Here is a 16242-nt window from a genome sequence, read left to right on the forward strand (position 1 = left end):
TGTACGGGGACTGGTCTACTGGCGGTTCCATGGGAACGGCCGCCTCACCTCAGCGTTCGCGTAGCCCGGAGCAGACCCGCAAAGCGATCACCGAGGCCCTGCTGGACCTCCTGCGCGAGTCCGGGCGGGTGCCGACCGCCGCCGCGATCGCCACCCGGGCCGGCGTGTCCCGCCGGAGCGTCTTCGTCCATTTCTCCGATCTGGACGAGTTGTACGTGGAGGCCGGGCGCCGCCAGGCCGAGCGGCTGCTCGCCACGGTGGAGCCGATCGACCCCGCCCGTCCGCTTCCCGAGCGCATCGCCCGGTTCGTCGACCAGCTCGAGCGGGTGTACGAGACCATGACGCCGGTCCGGCGGGTGGCGCTCGCGGCATCCACCTCCCCGGTGGTGTCCGGGCTGATCAACGAGGGCGACGAGTGGCTGCGGGGCATGCTCGCGGAGGTGTTCGCGGCGGAGTTCTCCGGACGGGACCCGCTGCTTCCCGACATCGTGGACGCCGCCGTGAGCTGGGGCGCCTGGTACCACTTGCGGCGGCTGAGCGCGGAGGACAGGCGGCGCTGCTTCCGCGAACTGCTCGGCAGGCTGCTAGCCGCCTGATCGCCGTCGTCGGGCGCCGGGCCGCGGCCTCCTTGTCCGTCGGCCCGTCCACGTGTCTCCCGAGATCGTTTCCATCGCGCACTGGCATCTTTGCACTCTGAGTGCAATAGTGTGGTCATGCTGATGCGGTATGCGGAACGGATGTGGCATGGCGAGGCCCGCATGGAAGGGCTTCTCAACGGCGACCTACCTCAGGGAGTGGCATTCGACATCGCCGACGGCATCGCCGTGGTGCCCACGTTCGCGAACGTCATCGTCTTGGCGACGGACGAGGGCCTGGTGCTCTTCGACACCGGGGCCCCGAACACGGCCAGGCGCAATCATCGGGCCATTCGAGCCTGGCGGGACGATCCCGTTCGATATGCGATCTACTCGCACGGGCACATCGACCATGTCCTCGGTCTCGGCCCCTTCGACGAGGAGGCCGACCGGAACGGCCGGGAACGCCCCGTCGTCGTCGCGCACGAGGCGGTCAAGGACAGATTCGACCGCTATACCTTGACCAGGGACTACAACCAGGTGGTCAACGCGCGGCAGTTCGCGAACCCGAAGTTCCGCTGGCCCGAGACCTTCAGATATCCCGACCTCACCTATCGCGACGACCACCGGCTGCGCGTCGGCGGACTCACCTTCGAGTTGCATCACGCGCGGGGCGAGACCGACGACCACACCTGGGCCTACGTTCCCGAACGGGACCTTCTGCTGGCCGGTGACCTGTTCATCTGGAACTCGCCCAACTGCGGGAACCCGCAGAAGGTCCAGCGTTATCCGGCCGAGTGGGCCGCGGCGCTGAGGGCGATGGCCGAACTGGACGCATCGCTTCTGCTCCCAGGGCACGGCGTCCCCATCGCCGGGAAGGACCGCGTCCGGACGGCGTTGACCGATGTGGCGGAATACCTGGAATCGCTGGTGTCCCAGACCCTGGAGCTGATGAACGGCGGCGCGCGCCTTTCCGAGATCATCCATACCGTTCGCGCTCCGGAGCACCTGGCCGCCAAGCCCTACCTGCGGGCGGCCTACGACGAGCCGGAATTCATCGTCCGCAACATCTGGCGCCTCTACGGCGGGTGGTGGGACGGCGATCCGGCCTCGCTCAAACCGCCTCGATCGGACCGGCTCGCCTCGGTGCTGGCGGAACTCGCCGGCGGCCCGCACGATCTCGCCGAACGCGCCCGCCGGGCGCTGGAGGAGGACTCCGAACCGCGGCTCGCGGCCTCCCTCATCGAATTGGCCCGGCAGGCCGCGCCGGAGGACGATGCCATCAAGGACGCCTACCGCCACATTTTCTCCGCGCTCTCCCAGTCGGCCACGTCCCTGATGACCCGGGGCATCTATCTGGCCGCCGCCAACGGCTGAATCGGAATGCGCCCTCCCCCGCGTCCCGAGTACGGACGCCGGGGAGGGCGCATTTCTTCGCTACCGGGCCTTCGCCCAGATCACCGGCTCGTGAGCTTGATCCGCTCGACGTTGGGCACGACCGGCTCGTCCGCGAGAAGCCAGCGGAACAGGACCCATCCTTCGGGATGGCCGCTGGTGTCGAGCCAGTTCGGCGACCCGGGGTCGGTCCCGGACACCACGACACGGACCTTTCCGTCGGCCTCGGGCGTCGCGGTACGGCCGTTGAGCGCCGTCCGCCGGGTCCGGTGGTCCAGGGACTGCCCCCATCGGTTGGCCAGGTGAACGCCCCAGTAACGGCATTCCGGAGGCTCCACGTCGATGAGCAGCGCCTCGTCTTCGCCGAGCCGGTACCAGCAGGCGAGGTAGTCGTTGTCCGGCGTCCTGTAGGGACCGTGCTCCCCTATCTGGACGAATCGGTTCGGTGTTGCGCGCAACGTCTCGACCCGTTGGACCGCCAGCGATGTCGCCGCCTGGACGAACATGGCGGCCGTACGCACGGCACGCGCGAAGCCGAGGTCGTCCAACGGTGGATCAGGGGGCGGGTCGTCCAGCGCCTCGATCCGGTATTCGGCGGGGACCTCGGTCCGGCGGTCGAGGAAGTACTGCCGGACGATCACCGCCCGCGAGCCCGTGTCGATGCGGAGCCAGTTCCCCGGCACCTCCTCGGGTGACAGGATCACCTCGAAGTCACCGTCCGGCGAGAAGTGCATGTCCCGGTCGGACAGGTTGACCAGCCGGGTCGTCGCGTCCCGGCCCAACGCGGAGTACACGCAGAACGACAGGTAGGTGCAGGTCCCCCGGTTCCCGTGGATCCGGTAACGCGGGCTCCTGCCGAGCACCGCGATGTCGTAGTCGGTGTCGGGATTGTCGAAGAAGAACTTGCGCACCGGTGTGACGCCCGGCAAGAACACCGGATGGCGGGATCGCCGCAGCGCCGCCCGCTCGAACTGGTCGGCCAGGACGTTGAGGATGTGGCCGAAGCCCTCCGCCACATCGGCGGCGGGCACGCCGTCCGCCAGGCTCGTCACCACCTCGCCCGTCTCGGCGAGCGTGTCGAGCAGCTCCCGCCAGGCCGCCACGCTTTCGAGGGGACGGGAGCCGTTCGGGGCATGTGAGCCCGCCTCGGCCGGAGACGGCTCGGTACGTCGCGCGGTCATGCGTGCTCCTTGAGGTCGGTCTCGCGCGTGGGCGCGGAGGCGGCCACCGGACGGCCACCCCGCCGGGAACGAGCCGCCAGGTACACCGCCAGAACGGCCGTGCCGAGTACGGCCGCGGCCAGGGGCAGGATCGTCCGGATCAGCGCGATCTTGCGGGCGGTCCTGTCCGCCCGGATCGCCCGGTCCCGCCGGTCGGCCTCGGACAGCCGGAACGTGAGATCGCCGACGACCAGCCGATCGACCCCGTCCTTGGTGCGGAGGACGGTCTTGCTCTGCTGGCGCTGGTCGATCCGGGTGCCGGTGCGCGGGTCGACCCACACCGTGAGCGTCCCCTCGTAGACCCGGTCCACCTCGATGTCACCGCGTCCGGCGTCATAGCCGGGGAATCCCGCGCGGAGCCCGTCCAGGCCGAGCAGCGACACCGGAACCCGGGTCGGCGCCGAGGCGAGCACCGTCGGTTCGACGCGCTGGACGAACCGGTACACGGTGACGCCGTGGATCCGCTCGACACCGGCGAAGGTCATCGCGCGGCTCGTGCGGGTCTTGGCGTCGAAGACGTGATAGGTCCGCTTCTGCACGCCGATCGGCCAGAACGGCCCGATCCCCGTTTGCCTGACCCCGGTGTCGCCGTCGACGGCGGCGCCCCGGATGTTGTACAGCCGCGCCGTCCGGCGGTCGAAGGCCACCCGCTGCGACTGGAGCTCGAGCTCCGCGCCGGTGGTGGCGTCCCCGATCCAGGTGAACGAGTCCCAGACGGCGATCCTGTCGTCGCTGGCACGGACATCGCCCCGCACGGTGTTCACGGCGGTGATCCGTGCGCCGCGCCTGACGGTGAGGGCCGTGGTGTCCAGGTATGTGGCGTTGGTGGCGTGCAGCCGCGTCACCTGGTGAATGTTCGCGGGCGCGGTGATGATCTGCGGTGCCACGTGGAAGCGCAGCAGCGGCGCGAGGGTGAGCAGGAAGGCACCACCCGTGACGGTCACCGGGCCGAAAGCGCGCGCCGCCCTCATCCCGGTCTCCCCTCGCGGCGGCCGGCCCGTTCCCCGGTCGTGAGCTCGGATCTCGACATGAAAACGACTATTGCACTCCGAGTGCAAGTGCGCCACTATTTACCTGGAGAACATCAAACGGAAACATCCCACCGGCGCCGGACCGGCCTTGCTCGAAGGCGGGCGGAGGATGTCCGATCGTTATGCCCGCGCAGTTGGGAAAGACAGATGCTCAAGGACGACTTCGAAAGCCGCCGAGCACCGGACCTGGTGCCGCCCCGGCACGGGTCCGGCTCACCCGCCGACCACGCGCCCTACGGGTGGAAGCCCCTGGCGGTCGTCGCGGCGGCAGGGTTCATCGACCGTTTCGAGCACCAATTGCTGCCCGGTGTGCTTCCTTTCATTCAGGACGAGTGGGGATTCGGCGACACCGCGGCGGGGCTGCTGCCACTGGGCGGGGCGCTGGCCGCGATCACGCTGACCCCGCTGGCCGGCTACCTCGCCGACCGGTACCGCCGCACCCGTATCCTCACCGTCATCGTGCTGTGCTGGGCGGTCGTCACGCTCGCCTCCAGCCTGGCCACCGGGTTCGCGATGTTCTTCGTCATCCGGCTGCTGCTGGCGACTTCCGAGGGCTTCTACGGCCCGCTCTCCGGAAGCCTGCTCGCCGATTTCTATCCCTCGCAGAGCCGGGCGAAGGCGTACGGCTGGAGAGGGCTCACACCGTATCTCGCGGGCATCGGCGTCGTGGTCGGCGGGCTGCTGGCACAGCTTTTCGGCTGGCGGGCCGCCTTCGTCATCGCCGCCATTCCTGGACTGATAGTCGCCGCGATGTGCGCGCGTTTGAAGGAACCACCGCGCGGCCTGCTCGACCGGATGGCCGGTGCCGCCGACGCGACCGCGGGCGAGAATGATTCCGGCGCCGCCACGGATACCGTGCCGGACAACTCATCCGGCGGCCCGCGCGAACACCCGAGCTTCTGGCGGCAGCTCCGGCAGGTGCCGGCGATCCCCACGATCGCCCTGCTCTCGACCGCCTTGGCGGCTGTGACCTTCGGCCTCTCCGGAATCTCCTACTGGATGCCCACCCTCATCCATCGCGAGTTCGGCGTCAGCGAGGGGCTCGCGGCGTCGGTGAGCGGGTCGGTCACGGTGGTCGGGGTCGTGGCGGGCGTGATGACCGGAACCTGGCTCGGCCGCCGCTGGCACGACCGGCGCAACGCCGGCCGCCTGCTGACCGGAGGCAGCGGGATCGTGATCGGCGGCATCATCCTCTTCACGGCGATCTCGATGTCTTCGCTCTGGGCGCTCGCCGGACTGCTCCTGCTGTCGAAGGCGGCCATGGCGATGGCGATCCCCAACCTCACCGCCTCCATGGCCGACGTGCTGAACGCGTCCTCGCGCGGACTCGGGTTCGCGGTCGTGCACGTGTTCGGCGCCTTCGGTGTCGCCTTCGGCCCGCTGCTGGTCGGCGCGATCTCGGACCGGACCGGATCGATGATCACGGCCATGTACGCGCTGGCCGTTCCCTTGCTGCTGGGCGGGCTTCTGACGATCACGGCACGCCTGTCCTTCGAACGCGACCGGGTCCGCGCGCTCGCGCGCTGAGGACCACCCACCCCGACACCGATCCGGCCGATTCACCCCACCCAAGGGCGCTCAACGTTCCACCGCGCCCTGACTCCATTTTCTCCTGCCCGGAAGTCAGCGAACTCCGGGTGGGTCCCGAGGAGGCAGTCAGATGCTGAACACGACACAAGGCACCACCCCCAAAACGGCGTCCAGAAGAACATCAATCCTCACTCTGATCATCGCGGTCGTCATGCTCTTCGGACCGGCGCCCGGCGCTCTCGCCGGGCTCGCCGCCGAGCCCACGCCGCCCACGCAGCCCGCGTCCGGCCCGGGAGGTGCGGACTACCAGTGGTCGGCGTCCACCGTTCGCCGCATCACCTTCACCGACCGCACCAAGGACTACTGGGTCTTCGGCCCCTCGGGCTGGCAGGGAAGCGGACCCGCGCCTTCGACCGCGCCCCTGGTCGCCCTCCTGCACGGGTGGCTCGGCGACGACCCTCAGTGGTACGAAGACTGGATCGCGCACCTCGTACGCAAGGGGAACGTGGTCATCTTCCCGCGCTTCCAGACGAGCGCGCTGACACCACCGCGGGAATTCACGTCCAACGCCATCTACTCCATCAAGCACGCGCTGGCGCCGTCCAGCCCGGCGTTCCCCGCCGGGTCCGTGCTGCCCGACACCACGCTCGGGATGACGCTCATCGCCCACTCCTACGGCGGGCCGGTCAGCGCCAACATCGCCGCCCGCTGGTCGGCGGAGTCGCTTCCGCAGCCCAAGGCGATCCTGTTCGCCGAGCCTCACAACGGGACCATCGATTCGTCCCTGGCCGGCATCCCCGCCACGACCAAGATCGGCTGCCTGGTCGGTGACGTGGACACGATCGTCGGCCGCACCGGCTGCGACGCGCTCTGGGACCTGACCGGCCACGTTCCCGTGACCAACCGCAACTACCTGTGGATGTTCAACGACACGCACGGGACCCCGGATCTCATCGCCGATCACCGCGTGCCGACCAGCAACAGGGACGGTGCCGTGGTCGACGCGCTGGACTGGTACGGCATCTGGAAACTCGGGGACGCGCTGCGCAACTGCGGCTTCTTCGGCACCGACTGCGACTACGCGCTCGGGAACACGGCGCGGCAGACCTCGCTCGGCGCGTGGAGCGATGGGGTGCCGGTCCGTCCGCTGTCCGTCTCGACCACCAAGCCGCCCTGCCCGCCGGGCAGCGGCACGAAGGGCTGCTGACATGCCGGGAAAACTCGTCAAGGCAACGGCCCTGGCGTTCCTGGTGCTGGCCTCACTGGGGGCGTCCTCGCTCCACGCCGCCCCTCGCGCCCTGGACCGGCTCCCGTCGGTCTACGGGCCAGGCTGGTCCGCCGCCCACGCCGACGCCAAGAACACCGACTATTCACCGGTAACGGGCGCGAGAGACCTGACCCAGGCATGGCAGCGCAGCTTCCCAGGCAGCATCTATCTGGGCGCGACCAACGACGCCTCCGGGCGGGTGTACGTGACCACGAACGGCCTGGGATGCCACCTGCACGCGCTCGACGTGACGACCGGGAGAACGGTGTGGTGCTCCAGCGAGGTCGATCGCCAGGCCGTCGCCTCCTCCGCCCTTCTCGACCGGGACGGACATCTCTATCTCGCCGACGGCGAGGCCATGCACTCGTTCGACGCCGACGGGAGCGTCCGATGGGAGACCCCCATCGTCGGAACGCCGCTCTCGGCACAGTTCACACCCGCCGGCAACCTCATCTTCATCACTCACATCGGGCGGATCTACGTACTGAACCGCGCGACCGGCCAGCCCATCCTCCCGCCCATGGAACTCATCCCGGGCGCGCCTGTGACCGACGACACAGGGGCATGCATGCGCGGCACCGAAGAATGCCCGTCCTCCAACACCCTCGCGGTCGACCTCGACACCGGCCGCATCTTCTTCACCTTCTGGGACAAGGGCGCGCCGAGCGCCGACATCCGGGCCATGCAACTGGACGAGGGAACCAGCCCTTCGATCCGTCCACTGTGGAAGAACGAGTCGTTGCCCGGAGGAAGCGCGACCAGTCCAGACCTGTCGGCGGACGGATCCCGCGTCTATGTCGGCGACAACGAAGGCGGAATCCACGCCCTGGACGCCGCGACCGGTGAGACGATCTGGAGCCACGCCACCGGCTATGCGGCCGGCGGCAGCCCGTCCCTCTCCCCCGAGGGCCTCATCATGCCGTCGGGCGGCGGAGACGGCGGACTGATGGCGATCAAGGACATGGGCGACAGGGCCCAGCGGGTCTGGACGAAGGACGCCCTGGTGAACCGCGGCATCCCCACGCAGGCCGCCGGTGGCGTCGCCTACGCGGCGGTCTCGACGACGCTGGGCAACGACCTCGTCGTGGTCGACACCGCCACCGGCGCCGAACTCGACCGGGAACCGATGCCGGGCCTGACCATCTTCACCGTCGGGACGACCGTCGCCCCCGACGGAACCGTCCTCGTGCCGACCATCACCGGAGACCTGTTCGCGTTCCGCCCAGCGCAAGGCTGATCCCCCTGTGCCCGATGCCGAGCGGCGTTGTCCGCTCGGCATCGGGCATTCCGGCTTACGGCGACGCGCTCGGCGGCCGCGAACCCCGCGGCATGGCGAACCCGGCGAGCAGCCCGCAAGTGTGAGGTGCGACCAGCAGCGCGGCATCGTCCGCACGGGGTCGACGTGGTCGCGTCCCCAGTGAATGCCCTGAACACTGCCGTACGACCTTTCCGTGACACCGGCGGTGGTCAGGACGACCCGGCCGCCAGGGAACTCGGCCGGTGGACGTTGTCGTCCGGCACGGTGGTGTTGAGTCGCTCGGAGTCGTCCAGGCACTCGGCGAACGCGGTACACAGCTCGCGAAGGCCGCTGCGGAATCGGCTACCGCGACTTCGCGGCCAGTTGTGCGAACCAGGTGTCGGGCGCGCGGACGGCTCTGCATCCGTCCAGACAGGCCCAGGTGGCGGTGAGCGGCGCATCGCCGCATGCAGGTCGGTCGGGAATCCCGCACTGTCCCGGAATGCTGGAAGAAGCCGCCTTGACGACGCAGCGAGCCGAGCTCGTCTGGCCGGTGTCAAACAGCGCTGCCTTCTTCCAGCCGGGGTACCTGGTTCGCATTCGCCCATCCCCTTATCTGCCGACTGAGCCACGCCCACACCTCCTGCCAAGTCCCCCTTGACCAGCGCGGCGAACGGCAGCGCGGCCGACCGCGTGGTGCGTTTTCGTCGCGAATCTCCAGGACCTTGATGGCGCGCTCAGGAGACGATTCCGGCCAGCAGCGTGTCGAGTCCGTCTTTGATGCGTTCGAGGCTCATCGTGCGGCGCTGGTGAACGAACAGCTCGGCGGCCAACGGTGCCAGCAGGGCGTCGGCCAGGTAGTGCGCGTCCAGACCGGGGCGCAGCTCGGCGATCAGCATCGCCAGATGCTGGTGGTAGGCGGCGTAGGCGCCGCTTTCCACGCGGGCCATCGGTGTGGCGGACTCCGCAGTCAGCAGCAGCTCCGCCTGGTCCTCGGTGCGATCGACCAAGGCGTGCAGGAAGGCGCGCACCCGCACCGCCGGGGGCGCGCCGGGCCCCAGGGGCGCGGGCCCGCGCAAGAACGCGTCCTGGAAGCGGCGTTCCTGCTCGTCGACGAGCGCGTAGACCAGGCCGGAGAGGTCGGTGAACCGACGGTAGACCGTGCCGACCCCCACCCCGGCGGCGGCCGCCACCGCGTCCATCGACAGGGCGCCGGCGCCCCGCTCGGCCACGATCGCCATGGCGGCCGAGAGGATCCGCCGCCGGTTGCGGGCCGCGTCCGCTCGCTCGGAGGACCGGCGCCGACCGGGCTGGTCGAGCATCCCCCCACCCTATCGGAGAACTTTCCAGTTGAAATCCGGAGAATCCTCCGCTTACTCTATCCGGAGAATTCTCCGGATAGAGGGGTTCGGGCACATGGCGAACGAGGACGACCTCACAGGCAGGGCGGCGCTGGTCACCGGCGGCAGTCGCGGCATCGGCGCGGCGGTCGCCCGGGCCCTGGCCGAGCGCGGCGCCGATGTCGCGATCACCTACGTCAACGCGGCGAACCGCGCGAAGGCGGTCGTCGCCGATATCGAGGCTCGTGGACACCGCGCCGCCGCCATCCGTACCGACGTGGCCGACGCGCACGCCGTCGCGGCCGCCGTGGACCACGCCCGCGACGCCCTCGGCCGCCTGGACATCCTGGTCAACAACGCGGGCGTCTTCCCCAACGGGCCGCTGGAGGAGGTACACCTCGACGAGACCGACAGCGCGCTCGCCGTCCATGTGCGCGCGGCCTTCGTCGCCGCGCAGGCCGCCGCCCGCCACATGGACGACGGTGGCCGCATCATCAGCATCGGAAGCTGCTTCGCGGAGCGGGTCCCCTACCCCGGCGTCACCCTCTACGCCATGACGAAGGCCGCACTCACCGGGCTCACCAAGGGGCTGGCGCGCGACCTCGGACCACGGGGCATCACCGCCAACGTCGTGCACCCCGGCTCCACCGACACCGACATGAACCCCGCCGACGGCCCCGGCGCCGATGCCGAGCGCGAACTGATCGCCCTCGGCCGCTACGCCGAGGCCGAGGAGATCGCCGCGACCATCGCCCACCTCGCCGGGCCCGCCGGCGCGTACATCACCGGTACCGCGATCGCCGTGGACGGCGGCTTCGCCGCATGACAAGCCCTACGAGGACGGGAAGACCACAGATGGCCTGGCTCATGCTGATCGGTGCGGGACTGCTGGAGATCGTGTGGGCGATAGCGCTCAAACAGAGCGCCGGGTTCACCCGGCCTTGGCCCACCGCGCTGGGCGTCACGACCGCCGCCGCCAGCTTCGTCATGCTGACAGCGGCCCTCAAGAGCCTGCCCGTCGGCACCGCGTACGCCGTGTGGGTCGGCGTCGGCACCCTCGGTGTGGCCGTCACCGGCATCGCCGTCCTGCACGAAAGCCACTCCCCCGCGCGGCTGACGTTCCTCGCGTTGATCCTCACCGGAGTCATCGGCCTCAAGGCGATCGGCGAATGAGGGCCGGCACCAAGACACCGCGCTCCGGCACGATCCGCGCCGGGCGCACGGAGCCGGGCGTGAGAACGGTTGGCGTCCTTTGCGGCTCTGGCTTGCCCTTGCCCCTGTAGGGCGTGAGCAGTGGCGCCCGCGCCGTGGTAGCCGCAGCTTGACAGCTAACCGCATGGGATGTCTTGTCGGCCAGTACCAGCAGCCCGGCAGCCTCCAGCACGCGCAGGACTCCCCAGATGCGGGCCGCCGTCAGGTCGTACGTGCTGCCGGGCAGCGCGGCGAGCTCTGCGCACGTCTGGCCCTTGCGCAGGTGGATAGCACCATCGGCGCTAGTGTGCCGGACGTGAGTGCCCGGCCTTTGCCGCCGATTCCCGCACGGTGCCGGCGGGCCACGCCCGCCGTGTAGTCCAGGGTCCGGCGCGGCAACGGCAGCGAAGAACGATAGAAAAGCACGTGAAGCCTCTGGTGGGGCCAAGGTTGCTGTGATCAGCGGCCTCCGGCCGTAGGTGAAGAAGACTCACCAGGTGTTGCGGACGTTCGTGACGCTGGGAGCGATCGACGCGTCGGGCGTGTTGATCGCGAGCATCAGGCCGCCAACCCTCGTAGCGCGAGGTCAACCTGATGCTCGATCGTGCCAGGCGCCGGTTCGGGGATGAGTTGCACGATCCGGATGAGGCCGAGGAGCTGGTAGGCGATGTCCTCCGCGGTGACGTCCGGGGCAAGGGTGCGGTCGTTGGCGGATCGCTCGATGGCTTCGCGGCCAACGGTTGTCAGATGGGCAAGGCATCGCTCGAGATCCGCGTCGGAGGGGGATCCGCCCGCGAGTAGGTCGATCATGGCCTTGTTGGCGGTGAGTTGAGCCAGTGTCCTGGTGAAGAGTTCCCGCAGTCCGTCGATCGCCGACGCCCGATCAGGGAGGCGCGTGACGGCGAGCTCGGCGAGGTCGGACCCGGCGATGGCCTGCACGAGGTCTTCCCTGGTGGGGAAGTGCCGGTAGAGCGTGCCGATGCCGACTCCCGCCGCCGCCGCGACCGCACGCATGTCGACGGAAAGGCCGTGGTGCCGGAACGCGTCTTCTGCGGCCTTCAGGATCCGTTCCTTGTTCGCCACCGCGTCGCGTCGCTGCTTCCGGCCTTCCGCCATGTCCTCAGCATAACAATACGGAACATGCGTTCCGCATCGGCGCTACACTGTTCCGGAACTAGCGTTCCGGAAAGATGGGGGGGCGTCGTGAGGACGATCGTGGTCACGGGAGGCACGGACGGGATGGGCGCCGCCCTGGCGCGCCACTACCTCGCGGCAGGGGATCGCGTGGTGGTGATCGGGCGTAGCCGCGCCAAGTTCGAGGCGCTGGTCGCGGCCTCGGCGCATCGGTCCCCTTCGGCGCCATCCAGGGGCGAGTTCATCGCGGCCGACCTCTCCCTCGTTGAGGACGGTCGCCGCGTGGTCAGCCTGCTGAAGGAGACCCACGAACGCATCGACGCGCTGGTGCTCGCGGCGTCGTTCATCCGGCAGCGCCGGCAGAGCACCCCCGAAGGGCACGAGGCGTCCTGGTCGCTGTTCTTCCTCAGCAAGTACCTGTTCGTCACGCGACTTGCCGACCTTCTGCGCGTCGGCGACAGGCCGGTCATCGTGAACACCGCTGTCCCGGGCGCCCGCCCGGGTGCCATCGCGTTCGACGATCTGGAGATGGTCCACGGGTTCACCTTCAAACGGTCGAACGCTCAGCAGCGTCGAGCGAACGAACTGCTCGGAATCCTCGCCACCGACCAGAACCCGGATCTCAGCTACGTCACCTGGGGACCCGCCCGCCTGGTCCGCTCCAGCCTCGCCGGCGACCTGGGGCCGGGCATGAAGATCGCTGCCGCCGTTCTGGGGCCGTTGCTGGGCCAACGTCCCGACGATGCGATCCAGCCGATCATCGACATCATCGACACGCCCACCCCGGGTCGAGCCGCCTACCGCGGTGCCAGGAAACGCCCGCTCACCGTCGGTGCCCAGGACGATAAGGACGCTGCACGCCTCGCCTTTGCCGTCGAGGAGATCCTCTGACGCCGCACCGTGTCGAGGCACCTCGCGAGGCTCGGACTTGGTCAACGGCGGTGCATCGACCCCAGCGGCGGGCGCGAAGCGCGGCCACGTCTACCTGCACTCCATGGCTGACGGGTTCTCCCGGCTCGCCTACACCGAACCCCCTGGCCGATGAGAAGGGCGCCACCGGGGATGGATCACTCGGCGGGGAGGCGACGCTCGGTAATGAACCTGGAGTGGGGAGGGCGGCGGATGCGCGCACGGGCCTGAGGGGAGGCGGCGTCGATGACGCGGTCCTTCAGGTTCAGGCAGACGCGCTGATGGGTCGCGGAAAGGTGCGAGCCGGCGAGCCGGGCGACCGCCTCACCGTCTCCGGCGGCGATCAGCTCGATGATCCGGCGATGGGTGACGATCACGTCGTTGCGCTCGTCCGCCGCCGGGTAGCTGCCGCTCGGAGCGGCCGTCTGGGCCCACTGCTCCTCCTGCACCGACCACAGGGAGGTCAGGCTGCCGATCACCAGGCGCAGGGTGGCGTTCTCGTGGAAGGACACGATCTCGTCGTGGAAGGCCCGGGCGATACGGGTGAACTCGACGTCGTCGGTGAGGTGCTCCTCACTGATCGCGACCAGTTCCTCCAGCCGCGGGATGACGACCTCGGCACGGTCGGGGCGGGCGGCGCACGCCTTGGCGGCGAGGGGTTCGAGCTCCGCCAGCGCGTTCGCCAGATCCGTGACGTTCACCCGGAGTGCCTGGAGGGTCAGCCCCAGCGCGTACCCGGCGGTGCCCTCGTCGGGGGCGTGCACGATCGCGCCACCGACATTGCCGCGGCGGATGGTGATCAGGCCCTCGGTCTCCAGAATGCGCAGGCCCTCGCGAACCGACGGGTAGCTCACACCGAACTCGGCGACCAACTCGTCCTGTTTTGGGAGCTCGGAGCCATTGACGAGGTCGGCGGTAAGGATCCGGTGCCGTAGCGCCGCCGCGACCTCTTCCGCGATGCGCGTCTGGCCGAGACGGCCCCCGCCGGGTGGCAAAACCATACTTACAATCCTAGCAGGGAAAGAGTCATGGCTCGGCGGAGAAGAGGTTCGCGGAGACACGAGCGCGATGCCATTTCGCGCCGCCGCACAGGTGTTCGTTGAGCTTGGCGCGTTTGAGGAACAGATGCAGGTCGTGTTCCCAGGTGTAGCCGATACCGCCGTGCAGTTGCACCGCCGTTCCGGCGCTTCGGGCGGCCACCTCGCACACATGTGACTTGGCCATCGAGGCGGCCTCCGACGTCGCGGGGGAGGCGGGGCCGCGGTCCACTCGGCACGCCGCGTCGCGCACGAGTTCCCGGGCGGTGTGGACGTCGACCAGCATGTCGGCCGCCTGATGCTTGACGGCCTGGAAGGAGCCGATCGGGCGGCCGAACTGGACGCGCCGACCGGCGTAGTCGACCGTCATGTCCAGGACGCGGCGCGCGATTCCCAGGGAGTCCGCGGCGACGGCGGTCGCGGCCCGGTTCACCAAGGCGGCGACGAGACGCTCAGCCGCCGCGCCCCGCGCCAGTACGTTCGTCTCGTCCACCCGGACCCTGGTGAGCCGGACGGCGTCGACGCAGCGCGTCCCGTCCACCATCTCCAGCGGCTCCACGCTCACCCCGGCATCGGTGCGGGCCACGACGGCGACGATCCGCTCCCCCGCCGCGGTCCGGGCGGCGACCACGAACAGGTCGCCGCACCGGGCGTCCAGGACGTGACCGCACGCCCCGTCGAGGACCATGCCGCCCACCTCGCGGGCAGTGATCGCGTCGCCGTCACCGGCGCCGAACGCGCCGGGGAGCAGCGCCGTTCCGCGCAGCGTGCCGGCGGCGAGCCCGGGGAGCCAGCGCTCCCGCGGTCCGGGCGAATCGGTCAGCAGCAGCGCGCCCACGCACAGGACCGCCGAGGAGACGAGCGGGAGCGAGGCCGCACGGGCGCCGGTCTCCTCCAGCAGCGTCATCACCGCGGCGAAGCCGGCACCGGCGCCGCCGTACGGCTCGGGGACCTCCAGGCCGAACCAGCCCAGCTCGGCGGCCTCGCGGACCAGCCGCGGATCCGGCTCCCCTCCCGCCTCGACGACGGCGCGCACCCGTTCGGAGGACGCCTCGACCGTCAGGAACCGCGCGGCCACCTCGCGAAGGGCCTCGATCTCCTGCTGGTCGGCGCCGTTCATGCCAACCCCGGTTCGCGGGGCAGGCCGAGGGCCCGCTCACCGATGATCGACCGCTGGATCTCGCTGGTGCCGCCCGGGATGGTCCACTCCCACGAGCCGATGAAGTCCAGCAACCAGGCGCCCGACTCCCAGCCCGCGCTCATCGGCCGGCGGGCCGCGCGCTGCCCGGCCGGCCCGGCGATCTCGACGCCGTAGCCGGTGACGCGCTGCAGCAGTTCGCTGTAGTAGAGCTTGATGACGGACGCCAGGGCGCCCGCGGCGGGCACATCGGACTCGGCCTCGGCCACGGCCCTCGCGACCAGCAGGCGCAGCGCGCGCACCTGCGTCGCAAGCCGGGCGAGGTGGTCGCGCACGGCGGAGTCGTCGGCCATCGGGGAGCCGTCCGGCCCGGTGGTGCGGCGGGCGAGGTCGACAAGCCGGCCGAATCCGACCGCCAGGCGTTCGGCGAGTTCCACCATGGTCGCCCCGCGCTCGGTGTTCAGCGTCCGCTGGGCCACCCGCCAGCCGTCGTTCTCCGGCCCGATGAGGTTGGCGGCCGGGATCTCGACATCGGTCAGGAAGATCTCGCAGAAGTGCTCCTCGCCGCCCGCCTGCCGGATGGGCCGCACGGTGAGTCCCGGGCTGCGCATGTCCATCAGGAAGTAGGAGATGCCGCGCCGCTTCGGGGCGTCCGGGTCGGTGCGCGCAAGGAGCAGGCACCAGTCCGCGTACATCGCCAGGCTGGCCCACACCTTCTGGCCGTTGACGACGTAGACGTCACCGCGCCGCTCGGCCCGCGTCCGCAACGAGGCCAGGTCCGAACCGGCCTCCGGCTCGCTGAAGCCCTGACACCAGACCTCGCCGTCGAGGATCGCCGGGAGGTGGCGCTCGCGCTGCTCCGCCGTGCCCGCGTCGAGGAGGGTGGCCGCCGCGTGGTGCAGCGACACGAAGTGCAGCACCAGCCGGGGCGCCTCGGCCCGGGCCAGTTCCTCGAAGATCACCGCCTGTTCGGCAAGGGAGAAGCCCCCGCCGTAGTCGGCCGGCCAGTGCGGCACGGCGAGCCCACCGGCGCGCAGCGTGCCCAGCCATTCCCTCTGGAACCGGACGAACTCCTCGTGGCTCGCGCCGGTCTGCCGCTCCTGCCAGCCCGCCGGAACGTTGGCGGCGCACCAGTCGCGGACGGCGGCCCGCAGCGCCGCCAGATCCGGCTCGCCGGTGTCCGTCCTCACCGGACGCACCGGCGCCGCGGTACGGCTGCTCACGCGCTCTCCTCCTTC

General features: G+C 70.1%; 15 protein-coding genes. 8 read left to right on the forward strand and 7 right to left on the reverse strand.

Annotated features, from left to right (window positions below; genetic code table 11):
* Positions 1 to 29: 29 nt before the first annotated feature.
* Positions 30 to 596, forward strand: a complete 567-nt coding sequence (locus tag QSK21_RS18025) for a TetR/AcrR family transcriptional regulator (RefSeq protein ID WP_285697191.1) — start codon at positions 30 to 32, stop codon at positions 594 to 596.
* Positions 597 to 713: 117 nt separating this feature from the next.
* A complete protein-coding gene (locus tag QSK21_RS18030; RefSeq protein WP_285697192.1) occupies positions 714 to 1952 on the forward strand; it encodes an alkyl sulfatase dimerization domain-containing protein in 1239 nt (412 codons plus the stop codon).
* 80 nt (positions 1953 to 2032) lie between these two features.
* Here QSK21_RS18030 and QSK21_RS18035 read toward each other — a convergent pair whose 3' ends face one another.
* The gene (locus QSK21_RS18035) at positions 2033 to 3151 is read right to left on the reverse strand and encodes a DUF1214 domain-containing protein (RefSeq protein WP_285697194.1); all 1119 of its coding nucleotides are present in this window, start codon (positions 3149 to 3151) and stop codon (positions 2033 to 2035) included.
* A complete protein-coding gene (gene pgfA / locus QSK21_RS18040; protein WP_285697195.1) occupies positions 3148 to 4161 on the reverse strand; it encodes a cell envelope lipid trafficking protein PgfA in 1014 nt (337 codons plus the stop codon). Before pgfA ends, QSK21_RS18035 begins: the two co-directional genes overlap by 4 nt.
* A 39-nt stretch (positions 4162 to 4200) precedes the next feature.
* On the opposite strand from pgfA, the gene QSK21_RS18045 reads away from it, so the two are divergent.
* From QSK21_RS18045 to QSK21_RS18055, 3 genes are all read left to right on the forward strand, one after another.
* Positions 4201 to 5748, forward strand: a complete 1548-nt coding sequence (locus QSK21_RS18045; protein WP_285697196.1) for an MFS transporter — start codon at positions 4201 to 4203, stop codon at positions 5746 to 5748.
* Positions 5749 to 5962: 214 nt separating this feature from the next.
* The gene (locus tag QSK21_RS18050) at positions 5963 to 6958 is read left to right on the forward strand and encodes an alpha/beta hydrolase (protein WP_285697197.1); all 996 of its coding nucleotides are present in this window, start codon (positions 5963 to 5965) and stop codon (positions 6956 to 6958) included.
* A gap of 1 nt (position 6959) precedes the next feature.
* Positions 6960 to 8255 carry an outer membrane protein assembly factor BamB family protein gene (locus QSK21_RS18055; RefSeq protein WP_285697200.1) on the forward strand — a complete coding sequence of 432 codons (1296 nt, stop codon included), beginning with the start codon at positions 6960 to 6962 and terminating at the stop codon, positions 8253 to 8255.
* A gap of 737 nt (positions 8256 to 8992) precedes the next feature.
* Here QSK21_RS18055 and QSK21_RS18060 read toward each other — a convergent pair.
* A complete protein-coding gene (locus QSK21_RS18060) occupies positions 8993 to 9577 on the reverse strand; it encodes a TetR family transcriptional regulator (RefSeq protein ID WP_285697201.1) in 585 nt (194 codons plus the stop codon).
* 94 nt (positions 9578 to 9671) lie between these two features.
* Here QSK21_RS18060 and QSK21_RS18065 point away from each other — a divergent pair, with 94 nt between their 5' ends.
* Positions 9672 to 10421, forward strand: a complete 750-nt coding sequence (locus tag QSK21_RS18065; RefSeq protein ID WP_285697203.1) for an SDR family NAD(P)-dependent oxidoreductase — start codon at positions 9672 to 9674, stop codon at positions 10419 to 10421.
* A 29-nt stretch (positions 10422 to 10450) separates the two neighbouring features.
* Positions 10451 to 10768: a DMT family transporter gene (locus tag QSK21_RS18070; RefSeq protein ID WP_285697206.1), complete on the forward strand. Its 318-nt coding sequence runs from the start codon at positions 10451 to 10453 to the stop codon at positions 10766 to 10768.
* Between the two features lie 576 nt (positions 10769 to 11344).
* Here QSK21_RS18070 and QSK21_RS18075 read toward each other — a convergent pair.
* Entirely contained in the window at positions 11345 to 11902 is a 558-nt protein-coding gene (locus tag QSK21_RS18075; protein ID WP_285697207.1) for a TetR/AcrR family transcriptional regulator, read from the reverse strand.
* A gap of 24 nt (positions 11903 to 11926) precedes the next feature.
* Between QSK21_RS18075 and QSK21_RS18080 the strand changes: the two genes are divergently transcribed.
* A complete protein-coding gene (locus QSK21_RS18080) occupies positions 11927 to 12811 on the forward strand; it encodes an SDR family NAD(P)-dependent oxidoreductase (protein ID WP_285697413.1) in 885 nt (294 codons plus the stop codon).
* A 176-nt stretch (positions 12812 to 12987) separates the two neighbouring features.
* Here QSK21_RS18080 and QSK21_RS18090 read toward each other — a convergent pair whose 3' ends face one another.
* From QSK21_RS18090 to QSK21_RS18100, 3 genes are read right to left on the reverse strand one after another with little or no spacing between them, the layout of a single operon-like run.
* The gene (locus tag QSK21_RS18090) at positions 12988 to 13830 is read right to left on the reverse strand and encodes a FadR/GntR family transcriptional regulator (RefSeq protein ID WP_285697209.1); all 843 of its coding nucleotides are present in this window, start codon (positions 13828 to 13830) and stop codon (positions 12988 to 12990) included.
* A 25-nt stretch (positions 13831 to 13855) separates the two neighbouring features.
* Entirely contained in the window at positions 13856 to 14986 is a 1131-nt protein-coding gene (locus tag QSK21_RS18095) for an acyl-CoA dehydrogenase family protein (RefSeq protein WP_285697210.1), read from the reverse strand.
* Positions 14983 to 16227, reverse strand: coding sequence for an acyl-CoA dehydrogenase family protein (locus QSK21_RS18100; RefSeq protein WP_285697213.1), 1245 nt, complete (start codon positions 16225 to 16227; stop codon positions 14983 to 14985). Before QSK21_RS18100 ends, QSK21_RS18095 begins: the two co-directional genes overlap by 4 nt.
* Positions 16228 to 16242 lie beyond the last annotated feature (15 nt).

Source organism: Actinomadura sp. NBRC 104412, assembly GCF_030269515.1.
GTDB lineage: Bacteria > Actinomycetota > Actinomycetes > Streptosporangiales > Streptosporangiaceae > Spirillospora.

Coding starts and splice junctions, on each gene's coding strand:
- QSK21_RS18025 (WP_285697191.1), top strand. CDS start 30: ATGGGAACGGCCGCCTCACCTCAGCGTTCGCGTAGCCCGGAGCAGACC.
- QSK21_RS18030 (WP_285697192.1), top strand. CDS start 714: ATGCTGATGCGGTATGCGGAACGGATGTGGCATGGCGAGGCCCGCATG.
- QSK21_RS18035 (WP_285697194.1), bottom strand. CDS start 3,151: ATGACCGCGCGACGTACCGAGCCGTCTCCGGCCGAGGCGGGCTCACAT.
- pgfA (WP_285697195.1), bottom strand. CDS start 4,161: ATGAGGGCGGCGCGCGCTTTCGGCCCGGTGACCGTCACGGGTGGTGCC.
- QSK21_RS18050 (WP_285697197.1), top strand. CDS start 5,963: ATGCTCTTCGGACCGGCGCCCGGCGCTCTCGCCGGGCTCGCCGCCGAG.
- QSK21_RS18055 (WP_285697200.1), top strand. CDS start 6,960: ATGCCGGGAAAACTCGTCAAGGCAACGGCCCTGGCGTTCCTGGTGCTG.
- QSK21_RS18060 (WP_285697201.1), bottom strand. CDS start 9,577: ATGCTCGACCAGCCCGGTCGGCGCCGGTCCTCCGAGCGAGCGGACGCG.
- QSK21_RS18065 (WP_285697203.1), top strand. CDS start 9,672: ATGGCGAACGAGGACGACCTCACAGGCAGGGCGGCGCTGGTCACCGGC.
- QSK21_RS18070 (WP_285697206.1), top strand. CDS start 10,451: ATGGCCTGGCTCATGCTGATCGGTGCGGGACTGCTGGAGATCGTGTGG.
- QSK21_RS18075 (WP_285697207.1), bottom strand. CDS start 11,902: ATGGCGGAAGGCCGGAAGCAGCGACGCGACGCGGTGGCGAACAAGGAA.
- QSK21_RS18080 (WP_285697413.1), top strand. CDS start 11,927: ATGCGTTCCGCATCGGCGCTACACTGTTCCGGAACTAGCGTTCCGGAA.
- QSK21_RS18090 (WP_285697209.1), bottom strand. CDS start 13,830: ATGGTTTTGCCACCCGGCGGGGGCCGTCTCGGCCAGACGCGCATCGCG.
- QSK21_RS18095 (WP_285697210.1), bottom strand. CDS start 14,986: ATGAACGGCGCCGACCAGCAGGAGATCGAGGCCCTTCGCGAGGTGGCC.